This window comes from Asanoa ferruginea (genome assembly GCF_003387075.1).
GTDB classification, from domain to species: domain Bacteria; phylum Actinomycetota; class Actinomycetes; order Mycobacteriales; family Micromonosporaceae; genus Asanoa; species Asanoa ferruginea.
The window spans coordinates 6,415,145-6,438,847 of record NZ_QUMQ01000001.1 but is presented as its reverse complement, the minus strand read 5'-3'; the positions used below and the strand labels follow the sequence as shown (position 1 = coordinate 6,438,847).

General features: G+C 71.2%; 25 protein-coding genes. 16 read left to right on the top strand and 9 right to left on the bottom strand.

The genetic code is table 11. The features are described 5' to 3' along the window. Positions 1 to 174: 174 nt before the first annotated feature. Entirely contained in the window at positions 175 to 2,142 is a 1,968-nt protein-coding gene (locus DFJ67_RS30050; RefSeq protein WP_116071249.1) for an MGH1-like glycoside hydrolase domain-containing protein, read from the top strand. Then, positions 2,139 to 4,571: a glycoside hydrolase family 2 protein gene (locus DFJ67_RS30045; RefSeq protein ID WP_116071247.1), complete on the top strand. Its 2,433-nt coding sequence runs from the start codon at positions 2,139 to 2,141 to the stop codon at positions 4,569 to 4,571. The genes DFJ67_RS30050 and DFJ67_RS30045 overlap by 4 nt, the downstream gene beginning before the upstream one ends. Here DFJ67_RS30045 and DFJ67_RS30040 read toward each other — a convergent pair. Both DFJ67_RS30040 and DFJ67_RS30035 read right to left on the bottom strand, forming a co-directional pair. After that, a complete protein-coding gene (locus DFJ67_RS30040) occupies positions 4,552 to 4,995 on the bottom strand; it encodes an SRPBCC family protein (RefSeq protein WP_116071245.1) in 444 nt (147 codons plus the stop codon). The two genes, DFJ67_RS30045 and DFJ67_RS30040, sit on opposite strands and share 20 nt — an antisense overlap. Beyond that, positions 4,992 to 5,237 carry a hypothetical protein gene (locus DFJ67_RS30035; protein ID WP_116071243.1) on the bottom strand — a complete coding sequence of 82 codons (246 nt, stop codon included), beginning with the start codon at positions 5,235 to 5,237 and terminating at the stop codon, positions 4,992 to 4,994. Before DFJ67_RS30035 ends, DFJ67_RS30040 begins: the two co-directional genes overlap by 4 nt. A gap of 49 nt (positions 5,238 to 5,286) precedes the next feature. Here DFJ67_RS30035 and DFJ67_RS30030 point away from each other — a divergent pair, with 49 nt between their 5' ends. The 5 genes from DFJ67_RS30030 to DFJ67_RS30010 all read left to right on the top strand — a co-directional run bounded on the left by DFJ67_RS30030 (position 5,287) and on the right by DFJ67_RS30010 (position 8,355). After that, the gene (locus tag DFJ67_RS30030; protein ID WP_116071241.1) at positions 5,287 to 5,736 is read left to right on the top strand and encodes a group II truncated hemoglobin; all 450 of its coding nucleotides are present in this window, start codon (positions 5,287 to 5,289) and stop codon (positions 5,734 to 5,736) included. A 51-nt stretch (positions 5,737 to 5,787) separates the two neighbouring features. Continuing rightward, on the top strand, positions 5,788 to 6,591 hold the full coding sequence (locus DFJ67_RS30025) for a TMEM165/GDT1 family protein (protein WP_116071239.1): 804 nt from the start codon (positions 5,788 to 5,790) through the stop codon (positions 6,589 to 6,591). Next, positions 6,588 to 6,797 carry a hypothetical protein gene (locus tag DFJ67_RS30020; protein WP_116071237.1) on the top strand — a complete coding sequence of 70 codons (210 nt, stop codon included), beginning with the start codon at positions 6,588 to 6,590 and terminating at the stop codon, positions 6,795 to 6,797. Before DFJ67_RS30025 ends, DFJ67_RS30020 begins: the two co-directional genes overlap by 4 nt. A gap of 78 nt (positions 6,798 to 6,875) precedes the next feature. Beyond that, positions 6,876 to 7,454, top strand: a complete 579-nt coding sequence (locus tag DFJ67_RS30015; protein ID WP_116071235.1) for a dihydrofolate reductase family protein — start codon at positions 6,876 to 6,878, stop codon at positions 7,452 to 7,454. Positions 7,455 to 7,458: 4 nt separating this feature from the next. After that, positions 7,459 to 8,355: an alkaline phosphatase family protein gene (locus DFJ67_RS30010; protein ID WP_116071233.1), complete on the top strand. Its 897-nt coding sequence runs from the start codon at positions 7,459 to 7,461 to the stop codon at positions 8,353 to 8,355. Here the strand turns inward: DFJ67_RS30010 and DFJ67_RS30005 are convergent. Beyond that, positions 8,352 to 9,077, bottom strand: coding sequence for an alpha/beta fold hydrolase (locus tag DFJ67_RS30005; RefSeq protein ID WP_116071231.1), 726 nt, complete (start codon positions 9,075 to 9,077; stop codon positions 8,352 to 8,354). The two genes, DFJ67_RS30010 and DFJ67_RS30005, sit on opposite strands and share 4 nt — an antisense overlap. 157 nt (positions 9,078 to 9,234) lie before the next feature. On the opposite strand from DFJ67_RS30005, the gene DFJ67_RS30000 reads away from it, so the two are divergent. The 5 genes from DFJ67_RS30000 to DFJ67_RS29980 all read left to right on the top strand — a co-directional run bounded on the left by DFJ67_RS30000 (position 9,235) and on the right by DFJ67_RS29980 (position 13,753). Beyond that, positions 9,235 to 10,131: a sigma-70 family RNA polymerase sigma factor gene (locus tag DFJ67_RS30000; RefSeq protein ID WP_116071229.1), complete on the top strand. Its 897-nt coding sequence runs from the start codon at positions 9,235 to 9,237 to the stop codon at positions 10,129 to 10,131. Positions 10,132 to 10,192: 61 nt separating this feature from the next. Beyond that, positions 10,193 to 11,533, top strand: coding sequence for an NAD(P)/FAD-dependent oxidoreductase (locus DFJ67_RS29995; protein ID WP_116071227.1), 1,341 nt, complete (start codon positions 10,193 to 10,195; stop codon positions 11,531 to 11,533). Next, positions 11,517 to 11,882 carry a sigma-70 family RNA polymerase sigma factor family protein gene (locus tag DFJ67_RS29990; RefSeq protein WP_116071225.1) on the top strand — a complete coding sequence of 122 codons (366 nt, stop codon included), beginning with the start codon at positions 11,517 to 11,519 and terminating at the stop codon, positions 11,880 to 11,882. Before DFJ67_RS29995 ends, DFJ67_RS29990 begins: the two co-directional genes overlap by 17 nt. Positions 11,883 to 11,970: 88 nt before the next feature. Next, positions 11,971 to 12,933 (top strand): SDR family oxidoreductase, encoded by a 963-nt coding sequence (locus tag DFJ67_RS29985; protein ID WP_116076800.1) that lies wholly within the window; start codon positions 11,971 to 11,973, stop codon positions 12,931 to 12,933. Further along, positions 12,911 to 13,753, top strand: a complete 843-nt coding sequence (locus tag DFJ67_RS29980) for a helix-turn-helix transcriptional regulator (protein WP_116071223.1) — start codon at positions 12,911 to 12,913, stop codon at positions 13,751 to 13,753. The genes DFJ67_RS29985 and DFJ67_RS29980 overlap by 23 nt, the downstream gene beginning before the upstream one ends. A 45-nt stretch (positions 13,754 to 13,798) precedes the next feature. Here the strand turns inward: DFJ67_RS29980 and DFJ67_RS29975 are convergent, their stop codons facing one another. Next, complete coding sequence (locus DFJ67_RS29975; RefSeq protein WP_116071221.1) at positions 13,799 to 14,533, bottom strand: SDR family oxidoreductase; 735 nt, start codon at positions 14,531 to 14,533, stop codon at positions 13,799 to 13,801. A 189-nt stretch (positions 14,534 to 14,722) separates the two neighbouring features. Here DFJ67_RS29975 and DFJ67_RS29970 point away from each other — a divergent pair, with 189 nt between their 5' ends. Next, positions 14,723 to 16,156, top strand: coding sequence for a peroxidase family protein (locus tag DFJ67_RS29970; protein ID WP_116071219.1), 1,434 nt, complete (start codon positions 14,723 to 14,725; stop codon positions 16,154 to 16,156). A gap of 50 nt (positions 16,157 to 16,206) precedes the next feature. Further along, positions 16,207 to 16,383, top strand: a complete 177-nt coding sequence (locus tag DFJ67_RS42955; RefSeq protein ID WP_170216050.1) for a hypothetical protein — start codon at positions 16,207 to 16,209, stop codon at positions 16,381 to 16,383. A 5-nt stretch (positions 16,384 to 16,388) separates the two neighbouring features. Here the strand turns inward: DFJ67_RS42955 and DFJ67_RS29965 are convergent, their stop codons facing one another. The 4 genes from DFJ67_RS29965 to DFJ67_RS29950 form a co-directional block, all read right to left on the bottom strand. Next, positions 16,389 to 17,861, bottom strand: a complete 1,473-nt coding sequence (locus DFJ67_RS29965; RefSeq protein WP_116071217.1) for a glycoside hydrolase family 130 protein — start codon at positions 17,859 to 17,861, stop codon at positions 16,389 to 16,391. Next, positions 17,858 to 18,874 carry a glycosyltransferase gene (locus DFJ67_RS29960; RefSeq protein WP_116071215.1) on the bottom strand — a complete coding sequence of 339 codons (1,017 nt, stop codon included), beginning with the start codon at positions 18,872 to 18,874 and terminating at the stop codon, positions 17,858 to 17,860. The genes DFJ67_RS29965 and DFJ67_RS29960 overlap by 4 nt, the downstream gene beginning before the upstream one ends. Then, entirely contained in the window at positions 18,871 to 20,013 is a 1,143-nt protein-coding gene (locus DFJ67_RS29955; RefSeq protein WP_116071213.1) for a glycosyltransferase, read from the bottom strand. Before DFJ67_RS29955 ends, DFJ67_RS29960 begins: the two co-directional genes overlap by 4 nt. 196 nt (positions 20,014 to 20,209) lie before the next feature. Beyond that, the gene (locus DFJ67_RS29950; RefSeq protein ID WP_116071211.1) at positions 20,210 to 21,220 is read right to left on the bottom strand and encodes a glycosyltransferase family 4 protein; all 1,011 of its coding nucleotides are present in this window, start codon (positions 21,218 to 21,220) and stop codon (positions 20,210 to 20,212) included. 97 nt (positions 21,221 to 21,317) lie between these two features. On the opposite strand from DFJ67_RS29950, the gene DFJ67_RS29945 reads away from it, so the two are divergent. Continuing rightward, on the top strand, positions 21,318 to 22,001 hold the full coding sequence (locus DFJ67_RS29945; RefSeq protein ID WP_116071209.1) for a DUF4389 domain-containing protein: 684 nt from the start codon (positions 21,318 to 21,320) through the stop codon (positions 21,999 to 22,001). On the opposite strand, the gene DFJ67_RS29940 is transcribed toward DFJ67_RS29945, so the two are convergent. Beyond that, positions 21,988 to 22,932: an NAD(P)-dependent alcohol dehydrogenase gene (locus DFJ67_RS29940; protein WP_116071207.1), complete on the bottom strand. Its 945-nt coding sequence runs from the start codon at positions 22,930 to 22,932 to the stop codon at positions 21,988 to 21,990. The two genes, DFJ67_RS29945 and DFJ67_RS29940, sit on opposite strands and share 14 nt — an antisense overlap. 116 nt (positions 22,933 to 23,048) lie before the next feature. Here DFJ67_RS29940 and DFJ67_RS29935 point away from each other — a divergent pair, with 116 nt between their 5' ends. Beyond that, a complete protein-coding gene (locus tag DFJ67_RS29935; protein WP_239097486.1) occupies positions 23,049 to 23,687 on the top strand; it encodes a DUF4352 domain-containing protein in 639 nt (212 codons plus the stop codon). Positions 23,688 to 23,703: the final 16 nt, after the last annotated feature.

Here is a 23,703-nt window from a genome sequence, read left to right as displayed (position 1 = left end):
CAACCGCAATGCCTCCGCGAAACAATCCCGTAACCGGCCGGATGCCGGGCGGGCATTTGCACAGCGCCACAAGGAAATGGCAGGCTCGGCGCACCGAGTCGTTACGGGCCTCGCCGGTCGCCGTTGGTGCCTCGCTTCGCATCTCATCCGCACACGGACACCTGAGGAACCGGCATGCCCGCAGGCTATTCACTGCACGATTTCTCGTTCGACCTCCGCGCGCACATGGCGCCCGCCAACGTCTGGGTCACCAGCGGCTGGACGTCGGTCGTCGCCCGGGCCGGCACGGTCTGCGGGGTCGGCGGTTGCTTCGCGCCGCCCTACGCGGCACCGGACAGCGCGCTCACCCTCACCTTCGACGTCGACGGCCGCGAGGTCAGCGACGGCGTCCGGCCCGGCATCGCCGGCTTCGGCCTCGGCCTGCTCGCCGCCGGCGGCACCTGGCGACCGGACCGGGTGGACCGGCACGGCACGTTCCACCAGTACGACGACGGTCACCTGGTCTCGCTCGGCGTGTCGAGCCGCCTGACTCCCCTGCACGGCGTCGGCGGCTACGTCCTCGAGGTCACCGTCGAGAACCGGGCCGACCAGCCCGCCTCGGTGACGCTGCGGCCCGCGCTGACGACCGGGCGGCCGGGCCGGGTGCCGCTGGCCGAGTGGGGCTGGATGCCGCCGTCGCCGACCGGCGACGAGCCGCTCACGCTGGCGCACGACGACCTGTCCAAGCTGGTGCCGGCGGGTGGCCGGGCGGAGTACACGCTGACCGTGGCGCTGGGCGACGGGCGTGTCGCGCCGGATGCCGCGGGCCTGGCCAGCGAGCGGTGGGACCGGCGGCTGGCCACCGCGCTCGACGCGCTCCCCCGGCTCGAGACCGACATCCCCGGGTTGGCCGACTACTGGCACCGGAGCCTGGCCAGCGGGCTGGTCTGCCTCTGGGACAACCCCGCCTTCATCACCAACCCGTTCGTCGCCACGTCCGGTGTGGACGGTGGCGCGCTGTGCGCCTACATGTGGGACACCGGCGGCTACGCGCCGCACCTGCTCACGCTGATGCTCGGCGACACCGCGACCGAGTTGCTCGAAGCGATGCTGAAGGCCGACCTGACCCGGCACTACGCGATCGCGCCCGACGGCACCGGGCTGGGCGTCGCCTACGCCTACAGCGGCTGGTCGCTGGTCACCCTGGCGACCGCGGTGGCCAGCCAGCGCGGGCTGGCGCCGGGCCTGGTCGAGCGGCTGCACGACGCGGTCGCCACCCTCGACGCCCGCTTCCCGGCGGCCGGCGAGCTGCGCGACTACGGCACCCAGCACAACCTGCTGGAGATGCGCGGCGCCGGCTGGGAGCACGTGGTGGCGAGCCCGAACGCCGAGCGCGCCGCCTACCTCGAGGCGCTGGCCACGCTGGCCGAGGCCGCCGGCGCGGCGCTGCCGGTCGACGAGTTGCGGGCCACCGCCGCCCGGATCCGCACCGCGATCGCCGAGCAGCTCTGGGATCCCGACGCGAAGTGGTTCCGCAGCCGCTATCCGGACGGGCACACCGAGCTGGCGTACTCGGTGCAGGCCTTCGACGCCCTCCGCGCCGGCGCCTGCACCCCGGAGATGGCTGCCGAGCTGATCGCCCAGGTGCGGCCGGGCGCGTTCCTCGGCGCCTACGGGGTGAGCAGCGTCAGCGCCGAGGACGAGCGGCACTACGAGGTCGGCGACACCGACTGGTCCGGCGCCGGCGCCTACACCGGCGAGGCACCGCAGCTCGCCCTGACCCTGTGGGAGCGCGGCGAGCACGAGCTGGCCTGGACCGTGCTGTCCCGGCTGCTGTGGATGGGCGAGCACTATCCGTACTTCCCGCAGGAGCACTACTCCGACCGGCCCGCCGCACCACCGGTCGGCCGCCGGGCCAACGTCATCGCCGGGCTGGCCGGCGCCGAGGCCATCCTGCTCGGGCTCGCCGGCGTGCGGCCGCAGGCCGACGGCAGCCTGGTCATCGCGCCGCCGCCGGCACCCGGCACGGTCACGCTGCGCGGGCTGCGGTTCCGCGGCCGGGTCATCGACGTCGCGTGCAGGCCCGACGGTTTCACGGTCACGGTCGACGGTCAGCCGGTCGCGGCCGTCGACGGTGTGGTCACGGTGGGGAGCGCGTCATGATGCGACTACTCGACGGCACCTGGACGCTGCACGCCGGCGCCGGGCCCGTCCCGGCGGAGCTCGCCGACGACCTGCGCGCGGGCGTTCCGGCAACGGTGCCCGGCGTGGTGCACACCGACCTGCTCGCCGCCGGCCTGATCCCGGACCCGTTCGATGCGACCAACGAGCCCGCGCTCACCTGGATCGGCTGGACCGACTGGGAATACCGGCGGTCGTTCACGTTCGACCCGGGTGAACACGACCGGCACGACCTGGTGGCCGAGGGCCTCGACACGGTCGCGACCATCTGGCTCAACGACGTCGAGGTGGCCCGGACGGCCAACCACCACCGGACCTACCGCTTCGACGTCGGCGACGTGTTGCGGGCCGGCGTCAACGAGCTGCGGATCGTGTTCGCGTCGGCCGCGCGCACGGCGCGGGAAGCGGCGGCGGTGCTCGGGCCGCGGCCGCTGGTCGACCGCGCGCATCCGTTCAACGCGATCCGCAAGCCGGCCTACCACTTCGGCTGGGACTGGGGTCCGGAGATCGTCACCGCCGGGATCTGGCGGTCGATCGCGGTCGAGAGCTGGTCGGCCGCCCGCATCGCCGTGCTGCGGCCGCTGACGTCCTACACGGCCACCGAGGGTTGTGGACTCGACCTGCACGTCGAGGTCGAGACGGCCGGCGCGACCGACCTCACGGTCCGGGTGCGGGTCGGCGGCGCCGCCGGAACGGCAGCGGTGTCGGGCGACCGCGCGCACCTGACGCTGGCCGTGCCCGACGCCGCGCCCTGGTGGCCGCGCGGCCACGGCGATCAGCCGCTCTACGACGTCGAGCTGGAACTCGTCGCTGACGGGACCGTGCTCGACCGGCGGTCGGCCCGGGTCGGCTTCCGCAGCGTCACGCTCGACACGACGCCCGACGAGGTCGGCAACCCGTTCCGGTTGGCCGTCAACGGCAGCGACGTCTACGTCCGCGGCGTCAACTGGATCCCGAACAGCTCCTACCTGCCGAGCATCACCGCGGCCGACCTCGACCGCGCGCTCGACGACGCCGTCGAGGCCAACGTCAACCTGCTGCGGGTCTGGGGTGGCGGCGTCTACGAGTCCGAAGACTTCTACGCCGCCTGCGACACGAAGGGCCTCCTCGTCTGGCAGGACTTCCTGCTGGCCTGCGCGGCCTACGCCGAGGAGGAGCCGCTGGCCGGCGAGGTCGAGGCCGAGGCCCGCGAGGCGGTCGCGCGGCTCGCCGGGCACGCCAGCCTGGCCCTGTTCAACGGCGGAAACGAAAACCTCTGGGGGTACGCGTCCTGGGGCTGGCGGGCCCAGCTCCGCGGCGCGACCTGGGGTGACGGCTACTACACCGAGCTGTTCCCGCGGATCGTCGCCGAACTCGCGCCCGGCACGCCCTACTCACCCGGCAGCCCGTCGTCGATCGATCCCTACCTGCATCCCAACGACGAGTCCAACGGGACGATGCACATCTGGGACGTGTGGAACACCGACGACTACACGGTGTACGCGAACCACCGGCCCCGGTTCGTCGCCGAGTTCGGCTTCCAGGGCCCGCCGGCCATCTCCACCCTGCGCGCGGTGGTGCACGACTCCCCCGCCTCGCCGCACGGGCCGCAGATGCTCGTGCACCAGAAGGCCGTCGACGGCAACGGAAAACTGGAACGCGGGCTCGGCGACCATCTGCTGATCCCGGCCGAGTTCGTCGACTGGCACTGGGCGACCCAGCTCAACCAGGCCCGCGCCATCCGCTTCGGCATCACCCATTTCCGCTCGCTGTTCCCGCTCAACACCGGCGCCGTCCTGTGGCAGCTCAACGACTGCTGGCCGGTGGTGTCGTGGTCGGCGGTCGACTCGCGCGGCATCCGCAAGCCGCTCTGGCACGCCCTCCGCGCCGTGTTCGCCGACCGCTTCGCCTCGGTGCGCCCGGCGGCGCTGACCGTCCACAATGACCACGCCGAGGCGTGGCGGACGGCCGCGCACGCGGTGCGGATGACCCTTGACGGCAAGCCGCTCGCGTCGTGCGCGGCGGAGTTGAGCGTGCCGCCGCGCGGTGCGGCCACGGTCGCGCTGGCAGCCGACGTGTTCGCTCCCGACGACCCGGCCGGCGAGTTCGTGGTCGTCACCCTCGGCACGGGCGAGCGGGCCTTCTGGTATTTCGTCGAGGACCCGGTGCTCGACCTGGCCGCCGACGCGGTCGAGGCCTCGGTGCGGCCGGCCGCCGGCGGCTACGCCGTGGTGGTGCGGGCCGGCGCACTGGTCAAAGACCTGACGCTGCTGGTCGACCACCTGCATCCCGACGCACGGGTCGACGACGGCATGGTGACGCTGCTGCCCGGCGAGGAGGTGACCTTCCGGGTCAGCACGCCGGAGCCGCTCGATGTCGCGGCCCTGATCACCCATCCCGTGCTGCGGAGCGCTAACGACCTGGTCGGCTGAGCTGACCGATGGCCCGCTGCCACGACTCGAGATAGGCCGCGAAGCCGGTGACGAAGCCGTCCAGGTCACGGGCGGCTTCGTCGGTGAGCGCGGTGAGGTCGTAGGTCACCGTCACCGCTGACCCGTCGCCGGCTGCGCGCAGGACCACCGTGACCGTCCCCGCCGTCACGCCCGGAAGCAGGCGGGCGTAACGGAGCAGCCGGCCCTCGTCGCGCTCGACGACCACCCAGGTCGTGGTGTGGTGGTGTGCGTCGGTGACGAAGACCGTGCCGGGGTCGGTGTCGTCGGTCGTGGCCGCCGGGAAGTGCGGGTCCCAGCCGGGCGCCCAGTCGCGCTCGCCGGTCGCCGTGAACAGCCGGAACGCCTCGTGCGGCGGGAACGCGATGGTGAAGGTGCCCGTCGCCGTGCGACGTCGTTCGGTCATTGCCGCTCCTCGAGTTTGTGCGCGTCGGCCGCGGTGAGGCGCAGGTCGTACACCTGCTTCAGTTGATCGATCTTGGTCAGGGTTTCCGGCGTGAACGGCAGCTTGCCCTCGAAGGCGTGCAGCGCCATGCCCTCCACCAGGTCGCCAAGGGACAGATCGAGATATTCGGCGAGCGCCTTGAGCACCTTGAGGGTGTTGCGCTCGATCCGGAGCCCGGTCTGCGTGCGTTCCACGTTCGGCATGTTACCAAGGTACCACGGTAACGGGGGGCGTTCGATAGGGTTCGGGGCGATGACGACGCTCTACGAGTTCGCCGGCGGGGACGAGGCGCTGCACCGCCTGGAAGAGCTGTTCTACGCCAAAGCCCTGGCCGATCCCGTGCTGCGCGAGGTGTTCCCCGTCCGGCAGCCCCACCACGTCGACCACCTGACCTGGTTCACCGCCGAGTCCTTCGGCGGCCCCGACCGCTTCTCCACCGCGCTCGGCTTCGCCTACCTCATCGACGTCCACCGCCACCTGAAGATCACCGACGCCCAGCGGGAGCGGTTCGTCGCGGCCTACCTCGAAGCCATCGACGAAGCGGGGTTGCCCGACGACGCCGACTTCCGGGCCGCGGTCCGCGAGCACGTCGAGTTCGGCGCCCACGTGGCGCAGCAGAACTCGCTGGCCGAGACCGACGCCGACCTGCACCCGATCCGCGAGGTGCCCGCGTGGACCTGGCGGCGCCAGTCCGAAGGCTGACCCCGGCCGACCTCCTATAAGTTGTAGGTGCAAGCCGAGGGAGGTGGGCGGATGGGCGGCCACGCGGTCTGGGGCCTGGCCTCGGCCACCTTCGTCGCGGCGTTCGTCGAGTTCGTCGAGGCGCTCACCATCGTGCTCGCGATGGCGCTGACCCGCGGTTGGCGCTCGGCCATGGCCGGCACCGCCGCCGCGGTCGTCGCGCTGGTCGGGTTCAGCGCGGTCGTCGGCTACTCGCTCGCGACCTGGCTGCCGCGCACGGTGCTGCAACTCGTGGTGGGCACGCTGCTGCTGATATTCGGGCTCCAGTGGTTGCGCAAGGCGATCCTGCGCAGCGCGGGGCTCAAGGCGCGCCATGACGAAGACTCGGCGTTCGCCGCGCAGACCGCGGCCGCCACCGTGGCCGGCCATCGAACCCGGTTCGGCCTCGACGCTTTCGGCTTCGTGGTCTCCTTCAAGGGCGTGTTCCTCGAGGGCGTAGAGGTGGTGTTCATCGTCGTGACCTTCGGCCTCAACGCCGGTGACGTGCCGGTCGCCGCGGCCGCCGCGGTCTGCGCGGGCGTGGTGGTCGCCGGGATCGGCGGTGTCGTGGCCCGCCCGCTGTCCGCCGTGCCGGAGAACGCCCTCAAATACGCCGTCGGGCTGCTGCTGACCACCTATGGCACGTTCTGGGCGGTCGAAGGGCTCGGCGTGTTGCACGGGGGTGCCAGCCTGGAGTGGCCGGGCGGCGACTGGGCGCTCGCGGCGATCCTGGCCGGCTGGCTGCTGTGGTCGCGCGTGCTGGTCGCGATCCTGCCCCGCGTGCGGCGGCGCCCGCCCGCCGCACCCGACCGCGTCCACCTGGAGAGTCCGGCATGAACGTGTTGCGCGGTGTCTACCGCTTCATCTACGACTTCATCATCGGCGACGACTGGAAGATCGCGCTCGCCGCACTGCTCTCCCTGGCCGCGGGCCTCGCCGTGATCAGCACCGGCGTGTTCATCGGCATCGCCGTGCCGTTGACCGCGGTCGTGATCGCCGTGGCGTTCGGGATCGCGCTGATGATCGACGTCCGCCGGCAATAGCGCCGCCCGCTGTCGAATCGCCGTCCGGTCGTTCGTGTAGGTGGAGGAACACCCACACGACGACGAGGAGAGCTGACCATGGGCAAGGTCATCGCGATCGAACACCTGACGCTCGACGGGGTCATGCAGGGTCCCGGCGGTGCCGACGAGGACACCCGCGACGGCTTCCGGCACGGTGGCTGGGCGACCAGCCGTCAGGATCCGAAGATGCAACAGGCGATGGGCCGATACATGGCGGGGCCGTGGTCGCTGCTGGCCGGGCGGACGACCTACGTCCAGTTCGCCGACTTCTGGCCCAAGCAGGGGCCGAACCCGTTCACCGACGCGCTAACCCGGGCCACGAAATATGTCGCCTCGACCACGCTGGCCGAGCCGCTCCCCTGGGAAAACTCCGTGCTGCTCAAAGGCGACGCCGCCACCGCGGTCGCCCGGCTGAAGGAGGAGCGCGCCGAGAACCTGATCGTCATGGGCAGTGGGGTGCTGGCCCGCTCGCTGCTGCGTAACCGCCTCGTCGACGAGTTTCTGCTGCTCATCCACCCGCTGGTGCTGGGCACCGGCCGTAGGCTGTTCACCGACTCGGACTCGGCCTTCGAGCTCACGGACTGCACGACGACGGACACCGGCGTGATCATCGGGGCCTACACCGCGAACGGCTGAGTGGATGCGCAGACGACTGACGGCGATCACGGCGGTGCTCGCCGCCGTGCTCGCGACGGCCGGATGCGCTTCCCAGAAGGTCCAGACCGACACCAAGGTGCTGGTCATCGCGGAGGAGAACGAGACCTACGACCGGGTGATCGGCAACCCCGACGCGCCCTACATCAGCATGCTCGCGGAGCGATATGGCTCGGCCGCCAACATGGACGCCGGCTATCCGCCGCAGTGCCCGTCATTGGCGGCCTACCTGCTGATGACCAGCGGCAGCACTCACGGAATCTGCGACGACGCCGACCCGGCGGCGCACCCGATCGACTCCGACAACGTGCTCACCCAGGTCGCGCGGGCCGGGCGGGAGTGGCGTAACTACGCCGACTCCGCGCCCGGCACCTGCGCTTCCACCAACTCGGCCGACGGCCGCTACCTGGTGCGGCACACGCCCGCCGCCTACTACACCCGGGAGGCGGCCAACTGCCGCCGCTGGCACGTCCCGCTCGGCGACCTCACCAGCGGCGCACTGCACGACGACGTCACGAGCGGAAACCTTCCGGCGTACGCCTTCGTCTCGCCCGACGCCTGTCATGACATGCACGGCGCGCCGCCCTGCCCGGACCGGCTCGTCGCGTCCGGCGACGAGTGGCTGAGCCAGTGGCTGCCGCGGATCCTCGCCGGCCCCGACTACACGGCCGGGCGGCTGGTCGTGATCGTCACCTGGGACGAGGGAACCACGACCGACAACCACATCCCCACCATCGTCATCTCGCCGAAGACGAACGGTGTGCACGCGACCCAGCCCTACACGCTGTGCTCGATCCTGCGCACCACCGAGGAGCTCCTGCGGCTGCCGCTGCTCGGCTGCGCCGCCACCGCCACCTCGATGCGAAGCGAGTTCAAGCTTTAGCGCGGTGACACCGCGCGCACCGCGTCGAGGATCGACGCCGTCACGGCCTCGGGCTCGGAGACGGAGAGCGCGTGCGAGGCCCCCGCCAGCTCGGCGACGCCCTTGGCCGCGGCGCGGTCGGCCATGAAGCGGTGCAGGGCGACCGGGATGTTGAGGTCCTGGTCGCTGAAGACGAACCACGACGGGATCGACGTCCAGGCCGGCGTGCTGGTCGGCAGGCCCGCGGTCAGCGCGTCCTGGGTGACCGGGCGCTGGGTCGCGCTCATCACGGCGGCCTGCTCGGCGGTCACGTCGGCGGCGAACTGGTGGTGGAACAACTCGGGGCGGATGGCGAACTCGTTGCCGCCGGTGGTCACCGGGTAGGCGGCCAGCGCCGCGCCGAGGGTGCTGCCGGGGAACTTGCCCGACAGGTCGAACGCGGACTCGCCCTGTGCGGGCGCGAACGCGCAGACGTAGACCAGCCCGGCCACCTGGTCGGAGCCGGCGGCGGCCTCGGTGATCACCATGCCGCCGTAGGAGTGGCCGACCAGCACGACCGGCCCGTCGATGGTGGCCAGCACGTCGCGGACGTAGGCGGCGTCGCCCGGCAGGCTGCGCAGCGGGTTGGCCACGGCGACGACGTCGACGGACTGCGCCCGCAGCCGTTCGACGACACCGGTCCAGCTCGCGGACTCGGCGAACGCGCCGTGGACGAGGACGACGGTCGGCTTCTGCTCGGTCATGGTTCTGCTCCTCGCGGTTTGCCATCAGTTGCGGTCACCAGCGAAGACCGGACAGCCCCGGATTCTGTGACAGTCCCGTGCGATGTTGGTATTTGCCGGGGGTTCGGCCGAGGATGGTGACTGGAACGGCTGCGGTGTAACCGGATGGGGGCGTGTGATGACCGATTCCGGGGTGAATGTCGAGCCCGCTGGGGCCGATGATCTCGAGGCAGCCGCCGCGATCTTCACGAGCGTGCGGCCGCGGTTGTTCGGGATCGCCTACCGAATGCTGAGCAGCGCGACCGAAGCTGAAGACCTGGTGCAAGACGTGTGGGTGCGCTGGCAGACGACCGACCGCAGCGTGGTCGTCAACCCGGCCGCCTTCCTGGCCACCACGACGACCCGGCTGGCCATCAACTCGCTCCAGTCCGCCCGGTCACGCCGCGAGACCTACATCGGGCCGTGGCTGCCCGAGCCGGTCGACACGAGCGCCGATCCCTATCTGGGCGCGGAGCGCGGCGAGGCCCTCGAGTTCGCGGCCCTGCTGCTGATGGAAAAGCTGACACCCAACGAGCGCGCGGCGTACGTCCTCCGCGAGGCCTTCGACTACCCGTATGGGCAGATCGCCGACATCCTGCAGTCCACCGAGCCAGCCGTGCGCCAACTGGTCAGCCGGGCCCGCAAATCCGTGACCAGCGAGAAGCGCACCCCGGTGAGCACGGCAGCCCAGCGCGAACTGCTGACCACGTTCATCACCGCCGCCCGCTCCGGCGACCTGGCGGCCCTCGAACGGCTCTTCGCACCCGACGTGGCCAGCGTTTCCGACGGCAACGGCGCGGCGAAGGTCTCCCGCCGGCCGGTGGTCGGTGTCGAGCGCGTCGCCAAGTATCTGGCCGCGATCACCTGGTACTGGGAGGGCATCGAGGTCCGGTGGGCCGACACCAACGGCCAGACCTCGGCCCTGCTCTACCGTGACGGCGCGGTGGAAGCGGTGCTCACGGTCACCACCTCGGCCGACGGCATCGATAAGGTGCTGTGGATGATGAACCAGGCGAAGATCAGCGCGCTCTCGTGAGTGTCACAAAACGGCGTGCTGCCCGGTCATAGCTGGCGACTGCGAGGAAACGGAGGACCACATGCGCACGATTCTGGTGGTCGGCGGCGGCTATGCCGGGTTCTACACGGCCTGGAAGCTGGAGAAGAAGCTCCGCCGTGACGAGGCGCGGGTCGTCGTGGTCGACCCGCGGCCATACATGACCTATCAGCCGTTTCTTCCGGAAGTGCTGGCCGGCTCGGTCGAGGCCCGGCACGCCGCCGTCTCGCAGCGCCGGCACCTGCGCAAGACCACGCTCATCTCGGGTTCGGTCGTCCACGTCGACCACGCCCACCGCACCGCCACGATCCAGCCCGCCGAGGGCCCGGAGTTCGCCCTGGCCTACGACATCATCGCGGTCACGGCCGGCGCGGTGACCCGCCAGCTCGGCGTGCCCGGCATCGCCGAGTCGGCGATCGGGATGAAGCACGTCGAGGAGGCGGTCGCGATCCGCGACCGGCTGCTGACCAACTTCGACCGGGCCTCGACGCTGGCGCCCGGCCCGCAGCGGGAGAAGCTGCTCACCGTGACGTTCGTCGGCGGCGGGTTCTCCGGCGTCGAGGGCTTCGGCGAACTGCTGTCGCTGGCGACCGCGCTGACCAGGCTCTACCCCGAGCTCTCCCCCGCCGACGTGCGCTTCCACCTGGTGGAGGCGCGCGGGCGGATCCTGCCGGAGGTGACCGACAAGCCCGGGCAGTGGGTGGTGCGCTCGCTGGAGAAACGGGGCGCGCAGGTGCACCTCAACGCCCAACTCGTCTCCGCGACCGACGGCCACGTGGTGCTCTCCGACGGCCAGGAGTTCGACTCAGACCTGATCGTGTGGACCGTCGGCAACGCCGTCAACCCGATGGTGCGCAACCACACCGACCTGCCCATCGACGCGCGCGGGATGCTCGTCGTGCGGGCCGACCTGCGGGTGGGCACCGACAGCGAGGCGATCCCCGACGCCTGGGGCGCGGGCGACGACGCGGCGGTGCCCGACCTGGCCGCCGGCCGGCCCGGCGTCGCGACGGTGCCCAACGCGCAGCACGCGGTGCGGCAGGGCAAGCTGCTCGCGAAGAACATCGTGGGGAGCCTGCGCGGCCGGGAGCCGAAGCAATACCTGCACCACAGCCTCGGCACGGTCGCCACGCTGGGCCTCGGCCGCGGCATCTTCCAATACAAGGGCATCGTCATCAAGGGCCTGCCGGCCTGGCTGATGCACCGGGGCTACCACGTCCTGGCCGTGCCGAGCTGGGAGCGCAAGGCCCGGGTGCTGGCCGTCTGGCTGACCGCCGCGGTGTTCGGCCGCGACATCGTCTCGCTGGCCTCGGTGCAGGACCCGCGCCGGGCGTTCGTCACCGGAGGCGAGCCAGCGGCCGCTGACCATGCTCGATCGGCATGACAGTGCCGTGCGCGGGTTGGCCGACGCCTGCCGGCTAGGCGACCCCACCGCGCTCCGGACCGCCCTCGAAGCCGACGCCATCGCCGTGTGTGATGGCGGCGGCGCAGTGCCGGCCGCGCTCGCCCCGATCCACGGCGCCACCGACGTCGCCGCGCTCGTGGCCGACCTGCTGTGCGGGCGACCCGGCACCGAGTTGACCATCGAGGCGGTCAACGGCCGGGCCGGGCTGGCCCTGCGCCGCGGCGGTCAGGCGCTCGCCGTGATCGCCGTCAAGTCGACCGGCGCCCGGGTCGCCGTCCTGTGGATCGTGCTCAACCCGGCCAAGCTGACCGGCTGGCACCGCCGCTGAAGCCTTGTATCAACGGAACATGGTTGTCCGACCCCCACCGCGTCAGCGTTGAAGAAACATCGCTGACCTTGGAGTTGTTGTGAAGAAGATGACGACGTTCGCGGCACCCGACCTGGCCGGGCGGCTCGCCCTGGTGACCGGGGCGAGCGGCGGGCTGGGCCTGGGCCTGGCCACCGCGCTGGCCGCCGCCGGAGCGGAGGTGCTGCTCGCCGTCCGCGACATCGAGAAGGGCGAGGCCGTCCTGCGCCGCATCCGCACCGAGGTGCCCGGCGCACACGTCTCCCTCCGCACCCTCGACCTGGCCTCGCTGTCGTCGGTGGCCACGCTCGCCGACGGTCTGATCGCCGAGGGCCGGCCGATCAACATCCTGATCAACAACGCCGGAGTGATGGCGCCCGCCACCCGGCACACCACGGTGGACGGCCACGAACTCCAGTTCGGCACCAACTATCTCGGCCACGTCGCGCTCACCACCCGGCTGCTGCCGCTCTTGCGCGACGGCCAGGCCCGGGTGACGACGGTCACCAGCAGTGCCGCCCGGCAGGCCAAGCTCAACTGGGCCGACCCGCAGGGCGAGCGGAAATACTCGGGCGTCCGGGCGTACGGGCAGTCGAAGCTCGCGAACCTGTTCTTCGCCCTCGAACTCGACCGGCGCAGCCGGGCCGGCGGCTGGGGCATCGTCAGCAACGCGGCGCACCCCGGCACCACCTTGACCGGCCTGTATGCCGCCGGCCCCAACCTCGGCCGGGCCAAGCCCGCGCCGCACGAGAAGATCATGACCCGGCTGGCCAGGTGGGGCGTCCTGGTGCACGGCGTCGACCAGGGCCTGCTGCCCATCCTCTACGCGGCCACCAGCCCGCAGGCGCAGGGCGGCCGGCTCTACGGCCCCGACGGCATCGGCCAGTTCACCGGTGCGCCGACCGAGCTGCCGGTCTACCGCTCGGCCCGCGACGAGGCCGAGGCGGCCCGGCTGTGGGACTACTCGCTGCGGGCCGCCGGCCTCGAGTCAGTTCTGGAAGGAATCCACGATGGACCGCGCTCGGCTGGCTGAATACCTGCGCACCCGGCGGGAGGCGCTGCAACCCGAAGACGTGGGGCTGCCGCGCGGGCAGCGGCGGCGGACCAGGGGCCTGCGCCGGGAAGAGGTCGCGGTGCTCAGCGACATGTCGATCGACTATTACAGCCGGCTCGAGCAGCCGCGTGGGCCGCACCCCTCCGAACAGATGCTCGGCGCCCTCGCCCGGGGCCTGCGGCTCTCGCTCGAGGAGCGCGACCACCTCTTCCAGCTCGGCGGGTACGCGACACCGCGCTCCGGTTCTTCCGGCCACCTCAATCCGGGGATGCTGCGGATCTTCGACGGGTTGCGGGACAGCGCCGCGCAGGTGGTCTCGCACCTCGGCGAGACGATGCTGCAAACTCGGCTGGCGGTGGCGTTGCTCGGCGACGCGAGCGTCCACACCGGACTGGCGCGGAGCATGCACTACCGCTGGTTCACCGATCCCGCGACGCGGCTGATCTACCCCGAGGAGGACCGGGCGGAGCAGGGCCGGCTGATCGTCGCGGACCTGCACGCCTCGTACACCCGTGATGGTAAGGGTTCCCGGGCTTCATCCATTGTGGATTCTTTGCTCGACGCAAGCCCGGAGTTCGCCGGCCTCTGGGAAGGGCATCCGGTGGCCGGCACCTACTGCGGACCGATCCGGCTCCAGCACCCGCAGGTCGGGCTGCTGGAGCTCGACTGCCAGCGGCTGGTCGACCCCGACCAGTCACAGCAACTGGTGGTCTACACCGCCTCGCCGGGCACGGCCAGCTACGAGCGGCTGGAGCTGCTGTCGGTCATCGGCGGGCAGCGGATCTACGAGTCGGCCTGAAGAGGCCCGCACGACCGTCGGTCGTGCGGGCCTCCGGTTTGACCGTCAGCGGGCGAGCCAGTCCCGGTAGGTGGTCTTGGCGATCACGGCGCCGTCCTTGGCGATGATCGCGTCACCGTGCACGGCGGCGAACATCCCGGCGGTGTCGTCGACCACCACGGTGCGCTTGTCGCCCTTGGCCGCGAGGGTGATCCGGCCCAGCTCGTCGAGCGTGAACACCTCGGGCCCGGCCACGTCGCGAGTGCCCTGCAAGGGCTTGCCCACGATGACGTCGGCAACGGCCTTCGCCACGTCGGAAGCGGCCATCGGCTGGATCAGCGTGGCCGGCAGCCGCACGGTGTTCTCGTCGGAGGTCCAGGACAGCGTCGTCTCGGTGAACTCGAAGAACTGCGTGGCCCGCACGATCGAGTAGGGCACCGGGCCGGCCTTCAGGATGTCTTCCTGGAGCACCTTGGCCTGGTAGTAGACGAGCTCCGGCACCAGCTCGGCACCGACGATGGACAGGATGACGGCGTGGCCGACACCGGCGTCCTCGGCCGCGGCCAGCAGGTTGTCCATCGTCGTCTGGAAGAACGCCGGGGAGGCCTCGTCGAAGGTCGGCGAGTTGCTCAGGTTGACGACGACATCGGCGCCGGCCAGGCCTTCGGCCAGACCCTTGCCGGAGAGCAGGTCGACACCGTTCGACGGGGACAGCGGCACCGCTTCGTGCCCACCGGTGTTGAGGATCTTCACGACCTGCGAGCCGATCAGGCCCGTACCGCCAATGACTGCGATCTTCATGTGTTCAACCTTCCAGGTTCGGCATTTCCGTTCACCCTCTTAGACCGGGTAGCACCGCTCCGTGTGACGGATGCCCGGAGACCTGTCACAACCTGGGTGGCTGACTGGTCTTAGCGGGTACCCGCAACGGCGCGGCCGCACAGCGCACGGGCCGCAACAGGTTTCACTTACGTCACGCACGGAGGACAGATGAACAACCCCACCGGCGACCCGACCCGGCGGGCATACGCTGGACAGGTCGACAGAAGTCATGGACACCCGCACGGCAGTCACGCGGCCGCCCGCGATCACTGCCTCGCCCCCACCCGCGCTGTCGACCGGCCCACCGGTCCCGCCCGCTACGGGCGGATGTTCCCTGGCCTGTCGCCGCTGGGCACCGATCCCCAACTGCTGATGCGCGCCGGCGGCGACGGCGGGGTCTGCGACGCGGCGGTCGCGCTCGACGAGATGGCCCCGGGCGGAGACGACGCCACGGAGGCGGCCGGCTGGCCGTTCTTCGGGCAGATCATCGCGCACGACATCACCGCCGACCGGTCGCCGATCGGTGCCGGCGCGAGCCCCGAGACGTTGCGCAACGCCCGGGCACCGATGCTCAACCTGGAAATGATCTATTCGGACGGCCCGATCGGCTGTCCCTATCTGTTCGACCTGAGCGATCCGGCCAAGTTCCTGCTCGGCCAGGACGGCTTCGACGTGCCGCGCAACCAGCAGGGCGTGGCCCTGATCGGCGACCCGCGCAACGACGTGCACGTGTTCTCGCTGAGCCTGCACATCGCGTTGCTGCGTGCCCACAACCGGATCGTCGACCTGCTCCGTGCCGTCGGGGTGGCCGAGGCCGACGTCTTCGACGAGGCGCGCAGCACGCTCACCTGGCACTACCAGTGGATCGTGGTCCGCGACTTCCTGCCCCGGCTGGTCGGCACGCCGTTGGTCGAGCAGGTGCTCGCCGACGGCGGCAGGTGGTTCGCGCCCAAGCCGGGCGAGGCCTACATCCCGCTGGAGTTCGCCGACGCGGCCTACCGCTACGGCCATGGTCAGATCCGGCACACCTACCAGTTGGTCGAGGGCGGGCCGGCGGTGCCGCTGTTCCCCGACCTCGTCGGCTTCGGCCCGCTGCCGTCCAACCGGCGGCTCGACCTCGCGCAGATCTTCGACGTGCCCGGCCGTCCGCGCGCGCAACGGGCCAAGCGCCTCGACGGCCGGCTCGCGACCAGCCTGATCGGGCTACCCGAACAGGTGACCGGGGCGGTCGACGAGGCCGCCTACCGTTCGCTGGCGGTCCGCGACCTGCTCCGCGGCGGGACCACCGGCCTGCCAAGCGGCGAAGACGTCGCCCGGCTGCTCGGCGTGCCGCCGCTGACGCCCGACGAGCTCGACCAGCCCTGGCCCAACGGCACGCCGCTGTGGTTCTACATCCTCAAGGAGGCCGAATACCGAGGTGGCGGTGACCGCCTCGGCCCGGTCGGCGGTCAGATCGTGGCGGAGGTGCTGATCGGGCTGCTGCGCGCCGACTCGGCGAGCTACCTGAGCGGGGAACCCGACTGGGAGCCGACGCTGCCGTCCACCGGCCCGGGGTTCGACCTGGCTGACCTGTTCACCTTCGACGTCACCCGGCGGAGCTAGCCGGTCATTAGGCGTACGCTCCAAGCATTCCAACAGCAGGGAGCCACCCGGTGCAGATCAACAGGGCAGACATCACCGCGCTGCTCCGGTCACGTGGCCAGAGCGACCGGGCCGACTGGGTCGACCGCACCCTTCCGGAGGTCGTCGACACCCACATCAACAGCGCACTGCTCAAGATGCTCGACATCGACCTGTCGACGCTGACCCCGGCCGAGAAGCGCGACTGACGGCGTCAGCTCGGTTCGGTCATGGCGGCGATGAGCGCGCCGACGTCGACGGTGGCGAAGGCGACGCGGGCGTCGCCGACGCCGTAGGGCAGCCACAACGTGCCGTCGTGCAGCAGGCTGCCGCAGGAGTAGACGACGTTGGGCACATAGCCGTCCCGTTCGGAGTCGTCGGGTTCGAGCAACGGTCCCGGCAGCGTGCCGATGACGCGTTCCGGGTGCTCCCGATCGAGCAGGAGCGCGCCGATCGCATAGCGGCGCATCGGCCCGACCCCGTGGGTGAGCACCAGCCAGCCGGCCTCGGTCTCGATCGGCGAGCCGCAGTTGCCGACCTGGATCAGCTCCCAGCCGCGCGCGGGAACGTGCAGCGGCACGGGTCGCTGCCACCGGTTCGTCGCGTCGAGGGTGCTGAGGCCGATGGTCTCCCCGTCGGCCCGGCACAGGGCGACGTCTCTGCCGCCCACCCGACGCGGGAACAGCGCGATGCCTTTGTTGGCCGCGCCGGGCCCATACATCGGTGTCATCTGGAAGTCGCGCAGGTCGTCGCTGACGAGCATGCGGGCGGAGATATGGCGTCCGTCGTACGCCGTGTAGGTAGCGCGGTAGGACCGGACGCCGTCGTCGTCGACGAACCTGACGAACCGGGCGTCCTCCATGCCGTTGCTCTCGGCCGAGGTGGACGGCCACAACACCCGGCGCTCCAGTGGCACGTCTTCCGGGAAGGTCCTGGCCTGGCTGGCGGTGTTCGTCCGGCGCAACTGCTCGAGGGTGCCCGGTGCGGTCGGCCGGGACAGGAGGTCGGCCGGAAGCCCGCTCAGCGCCCGTTCGAAACCGTCATCGTCGAAGACCTCCGGCAACGACCCGAGGACGGTGGCCGAGACCTCGTTGTCCCAGCCGGCCTCGGCGAGCCCGGCGGCGAGCAGGTCGCGGCGGTGCCAGGCGGTGGTGTGGCTGTCGGCGACCAGCGGACCCGACCGGCCGCCGACGCTGATCCGGCCGCCCGGCCCGACAACGGCGGTGGCGAACCCGATCGACGACAGGTGACCCTCGCCGATCTGGCGCAGGCTCACGGCGACCCGCCGCTGCCCGACGCCCAGACCCGACTGGTCGGGATGCTCCACGATGGACGGATTGCACAGCGCGGCGGCCTCGACGGCGTACTCGTGGCTGAAATACGCGCCGACCAGAAGGCGCGCGGTCGGTGACAGGTCCGTGGTGGGTGTCACCCGGTGGCGGACGAGGCTGTAATGGTGCTGGAAGGTCCCTTCGAGGTCGCGGTGGCGGCTGCCGAAGCGCGCCAGCGCCTCCTTGAGAAGGGTGGCCGTCTCCTCCTCATCGAGCGCGGCGACGCGCTGGATGATGGCGCCGGCACGGGTCCGCACGAGCGCCGCGTCCTCGCCGGGCACGAAGAGCTTGACGATGACCCGCGCGGGATCGGGGGCCAGGATCGTGTGCAGCCGGGTGACCAGTGGCTCCGTCACGCCAACCGCCGCGCGTGTTGCAGGGTGGCGATGAGGGCCAGCGTCGACTCGGCGCCCTGGTTGAGGTTGGGACCCTCCGGCGTCAGCCCGTCGTAGCCACCGCCGGTGGCCGGATCCCACATCGGCGTGCCGGCGTCGTTGGCGCCCAGGAACCAGTCGACGGCCTGGCGTACGCCGGCCTGCCAGGATGGGTCGCCGGTGGCGGCGGCGGCCGTGGCGCAGGCGTCGGCGAGGGCGGTGACCTCGATGGGTTGCTGGTCATACCGGGCCCGGGCCGCGCCCTTGCGCCAGCCGGCGGCGGGAACGACCGAGAGCTGGCCGTCGACCAGTTGTGCGCCGTGCAGCCAGCGCAGCATCCGCAGCCCGGTGGCCAGCATCCGGTCGTCGTCGCCAAGGTCACCGGCGGCGATGACCACCTCGGCCAGCGCGGCGTTGGCGTAGGTCAGCCGGTCGTCGGGCCACGGCCAGGACGGGTCTTCGCCGCACACACCCACCGCGGCGGCGGCGTCGGTCAGCAACGCGGCCGCGGCGGCGTCTCCGGGATCGGCACGCAGCACCTCGGCGGCACCGAGGCCGGCGAAGGCCATCGCGCGCGGGGCCGGGCTGCGCCGGGTCGCGCCGAGGGCGAACGCGGCGCGGGCGTCGTCGCGTACCCACGGCAACCGGCTGCGGGCCGCGGCCGTGCCAAGACCCCACAGGGCGCGCCCCCACCAGTCGCCGAGCCCCGGCGCGTCGGACCAGCGCCGGTCGTGGCCGAGCCGGTTGTGGAACGCCCCCGCGCCGTCCTGCGCATGGGTGAGGAACGACAGGTAGCACTCGGCGAGGCGGGCCAGCGCGATCGACGGTGCCGGTTCCCGGGTGACGACGACGAGGCCGCGCGCGACGTCGTCGGTGCAGTAGCCGTGTTGCCGGCGGACGATCGCGTGCCGGGCATGCTCGAACAGGCCGGTGTCGTCGGTCAGCCGGATCAGGTGTGCGAAGTCCGGCTCGACCACGACGCCGGTCGCGGTCATGCGGCCGCGATCGCGGCGACCGGGACCAGGCCGCGGCGCTCGACCAGACCGTCCGCGAGCGCCGCATAGCGTTGCGCGACCGCGGGCCACAGCACCGGCTGACTCGTCCGGCGGCGTGCACCGGTCAACGTGGCGGCCAGGCCCGGCTCGGTCAGGATCCGGCGGATGGCGGCGGCCAGCGCCTTCGGGTCGCGGTGCGGCACGAGCAGCCCCGGCCCGCGGGTCAGGAGTTCGACCGCGTGCGGGAAGCGGGTGGCGACGACCGGAACCCCGGCGGTCACCGCTTCGACGAGGACGCCGGAGGTGACCTGCTCGACGGAGTCGTAGGGAAGGACCACCACGTCGGCGGAGCGGATCAGCCGGGCCAGCGCGTCGGCATCGTGGTAGGCCGACTCGTAGCGGACCAGGCTCGAGACGCCGAGTTGCGCGCCGAGTTGGTAGAGGCCGGCGCGGTAGGCGTCACCGTGCAACTCGAGCACCTTGGGGTGCGTCCGGCCGGCCACGGTGTAGGTCGGAGCCGGGTCGAGGTCGCGCAGGCTCGCCAGCGACCGCAGCGCCCACTCGATCCCCTTGCCCGGACCGAGCAGCCCCCAGGTCAACAGATGGTTCGGTTGGCGCGGTGCCGGCTGGCCGCTGTCGGCGAAGACGGGGGCGCCGTGCGGGATGACGGTCACCTTGCCCGGGTCGACGACGTAGCCGTTCACCAGGCGGTCGCGGGCGGTGCCGGTCATCGTCACGATGGCGTCCGCGGCGGCGACGACCCGCTCCAGGACGAGCTTCTGCCCGGGCGTCGGCTTGGCCAGCACGGTGTGCAGCACGACGATGCTCGGCACGGTGAGCCGGAGCAGCAGGGGAACCACGTCACGCCCGTCGACGCCGGGGAAGATGCCGTACTCGTGTTGGACGACGGCGACGTCGAACGCGCTCAACGCGTCGGCGGCCTCCCGCCAGCCGTTGGCGGCCCGCATCGGCCAGGTGTGCACGACCGCCGGGCCGGGTCGCAGGTCATCGGCATCCGAGACGATGCGGACAACCCCCGTCCGGACGTCACCGAGATGCGAGACCAGCGAGGAGTTGAAGGTCGCCAGCCCGCAGTGGGTCGGCGGGTGCGTGCTGAGAAAGCCGTAGCTGCGAACCATGAAAGGGGTGCCTCTCCGTCATCGGCCGAGCCGCGACGCGGTGGCGACCTCACGCGGGAACAAGTGCCCACCGGCCAGCGTGTGTGTGACGGGGCGGGACGAGCCCGGGAGCGACCACCGCGCCTTGACGGGATAGGGCCGACCGCGAACCTGCGCCAGATCCTTCGAGAATCGACGGTTGTCCAACCGTAGCAGGTCAGCCTGAACGGGCGACCAGATCGCGGTAGACGCGCAGGTAGTCGGCCACCATACGGTCGGCGCCGAACCGCTCGCGGGCGCGGGTGTGACACCCGACACGGTCGACGTCACCGAGCCGCCCGACGGCCGCGACCGCCTGATCGACCGTGTCGACGACGAACCCGGTGACGCCTTCGTCGATCACCTCCGGCATCGAGCCCCGTCGGTAAGCGACGACGGGCGTGCCGCAGGCCATCGACTCGACCACCGAGAGGCCGAACGGCTCGTCGAAGTCGATCGGGTGCAACAGGGCGGCGGCGGAGCCGAGGACCTCGGCGCGCCGTCGCGGGCCGAGCGGGCCGAGGAACACGACCCGCTCGCCGTCGATGTGCGGCGCGACGCGCTCGGCGAAGTAGCCCTCGTCCTGGACGATCCCGCAGATCGTCAGGGGCCGGCCGGCGCGGCGGGCTATCTCGATGGCCGTGTGCACGCCCTTGTCGGGATGGATCCGGCCGAAGGTCACCAGCCCGGGCCCGCCGGCCGGAGAGAACGGCAGACCGGCCAGGTCGACACCGTGGTAGACGGTGGCGACGTAGTCGAGTCCGGCGACCCGGTCGCTGTCGGAGATGGAGACATAGGCCGAGCGGGCCCGCTCGTAGGCGGGCAGGATTCCCGGGCCGGAGAAACCGTGCACGGTGGTGAGCAGCGGGGCCTGGAACTGGTCGGCGAAGGCCAGCGGAAGCCAGTCGAGGTGGTTGTGCACCACGTCGAACTCCGCCGAACGGGCCAGCGCGTGCGCGACGTGCAGCGCTTCCCACACCCGGCCGTCGACGGTCGGATCGTCGGCGTAGCCCCGCGCGCACACACCGTCCAATGTGGCCGTGGTGACCGAGTCGAGGGTGGCGAACAGGGTCACGTCGATGCCGCGCCGGACCAGACCGTCGGCGAGGAGACCGGTCACCTGCTCCCACGGCCCGTAGTGGATGGGCGGTGTCCGCCACGCGACCGGGCCGAGCAAGGCGACCTTCATCTGTCTCTCTCAATGGGTTGACGCCTCGCACCGTACGGCTACCTTATGGCGTAGGGCGGACCTTACGGCATAAGGCTGATCATGGAGGTACCCGGTCATGACCGCGACCACCTATCCGGTACGTGTCGACGCACGCTTCGAGCCACACCTGTCCCGCTGGCTGTGGCTGATCAAATGGCTCCTGGCCATCCCACACTTCGTGATCCTGATCTTCCTCTGGTTCGCGTTCTTCGTGGTGTCGGTGGTCGCCTTCTTCGCGATCCTGTTCACCGGCCGCTACCCCAGGCCGATGTTCGACTTCAACCTCGGCGTGCTCCGCTGGACCTGGCGGGTCAACTACTACTCCTACGGCGCGCTGGGCACCGACCAATATCCACCGTTCACATTGGACGACGCGCCCGACTACCCGGCCACCCTGCGGGTGCCCTACCCCGAACACCTCTCCCGCGGCCTGGTGCTGGTCAAGTGGTGGCTGCTCGCCCTGCCACACCTGATCATCGTCGGCATCCTCGTGGGCGGCGGCAGTTGGTTCGCGTTCCGCGACGACACCCAGGGCTTTTCCTGGACGGCCGGTGGCCTGATCGGCCTGCTGGTCCTCATCGCGGCCGTGATACTCGCCGTCACCGGCACCTACCCGCGCGGCCTCTACGACTTCATCCTCGGCCTCAACCGCTGGGTCCTGCGGGTGTATGCCTACACGGCGCTGATGACCGACGCCTACCCGCCGTTCCGGCTGGACACCGGTGGCACCGACCCGGGCAGCGAGGTCATCGCACCGTAACGACCACTTTGCCGAGCGCCCGCCCCTCCCCCACGTGCCGCAGGGCGGCGGGCGTCTCGTCGAGCGGGAACCGCCGGTCGATGTGGGTGACCAGGGTGCCGGCCGTGCAGAGCGACGCCATGGTGAGCAGGTCGGTGGTGTTGGGGCGCACGACGAGCAGCCGTTGCCCACCGACCAGCGGCCCGGCGATCAGCACCTGGAAGAGCGTGCCGACCGAACCACCGACCCACCGGTAACGGCCGCGCCGGGCCAGGGCCCGCCGGTGCGCCAGCACCGAGTGGTGACCGGCGAGGTCGAGCACGAGGTCGTAGCGTTTCCCGGCGCGGGTGAAGTCGGTGCGGGTGTAGTCGACGACGTGTTCGGCACCGACCGCACGCATGAAGTCGAGCTTGGCGGCGTTGTCGACACCGGTCACCTCGGCGCCGTCGAGCTTCGCGAGCTGGATGGCGTAGGCGCCCGTGCCACCGCCGGCCCCGTTGATCAGCACGTGCTGGCCGGGCCGCACCGCGCCGCGGATGCCCTGGAGCGCGATGACCGCCGACTGCGGCATGGCCGACGCCTCCTCGAACGACAACCCGGGCGGCTTGACGGCGAGAACCTTCTCGCGGGCGATCGCATACTCGGCGAAGCCGCCCTTGCGGTCGAGGTTGTCGCCGAACACCTCGTCACCCACCTTGAGCCGGGTGACGTCTGGGCCGACCGCCTCGACCCGGCCGGCGATGTCGGAACCCAGGGTGCGGATCCTCGGTCGCCGCAGACCACCGATCCGGGAGTAGGCGGGGCTGCCCACCAGGGTCTCCCAGTCGGAGGCGTTGACCGAGACCGCGTGCACCTGGACGAGCACCTCGTCGGCCCGGGGCACCGGCCGGTCGACCTCTTCGAACCGCAACACGTCGGGAGGCCCGTAGGCGTCGTACACCAGCGCCTTCATAGCACCGCAGTATCCACCTTGGAGGATTAGCCCGATCAGGTCGTCCCGGTCATCGGACGCGGGGTATCCGCGTTTCGATGCCGGCTTCGGGCGGTTCACCCTGTTTCATAGCGACTGTGACCTACCAGCCGCCGCAACCGCCGCCCAACTACGGGTCGGGGTTCCCGCCGTCCGGGGGCGTGCCGCATTTCGGTCAGCCACCCGTGAAGAAGCGCCGCAAGACTCCGTGGATCGTCGGTGGCGTCGCCCTGCTCGCGCTCTGCTGCGGCGGTGTCGGGATCGCCGCGTTGAACTCCGGCGGCGACGACGAGCCGGCCACGGACACGGCGGCCGTCGCCGAGGGAAACACCAAGGCCGCGCCCGGCCTCAACCAGGCCGCCCGCGACGGCAAGTTCGAGTTCAAGGTCTCCAAGGTCAAGTGTGGCGCGGCCACGATCGGGCCCGAACTGCTCAAGCAGGAGGCGCAGGGCGTGTTCTGCCTCGTCGATGTGACCGTCCGCAACATCGGCAACAAGGCGCAGCTGTTCGACGGCTCGTCGCAGAAGGCGTTCGACGGCGACGGCACCGAGTTCTCGCACGACAGCGCCGCGGCGCTCTACGCCAACGACGGCACCGACGTCTTCCTCGAGGAGATCAACCCCGGGAACCGCATCAACGGCACCCTGGTGTACGACGTTCCGAAGGGGACCAAGCTGACCACGATCGAACTGCACGACTCCCCCTTCTCCGGCGGGGTGACGGTGCGGCTGTCGTGAGCGGACAGGCATAGCG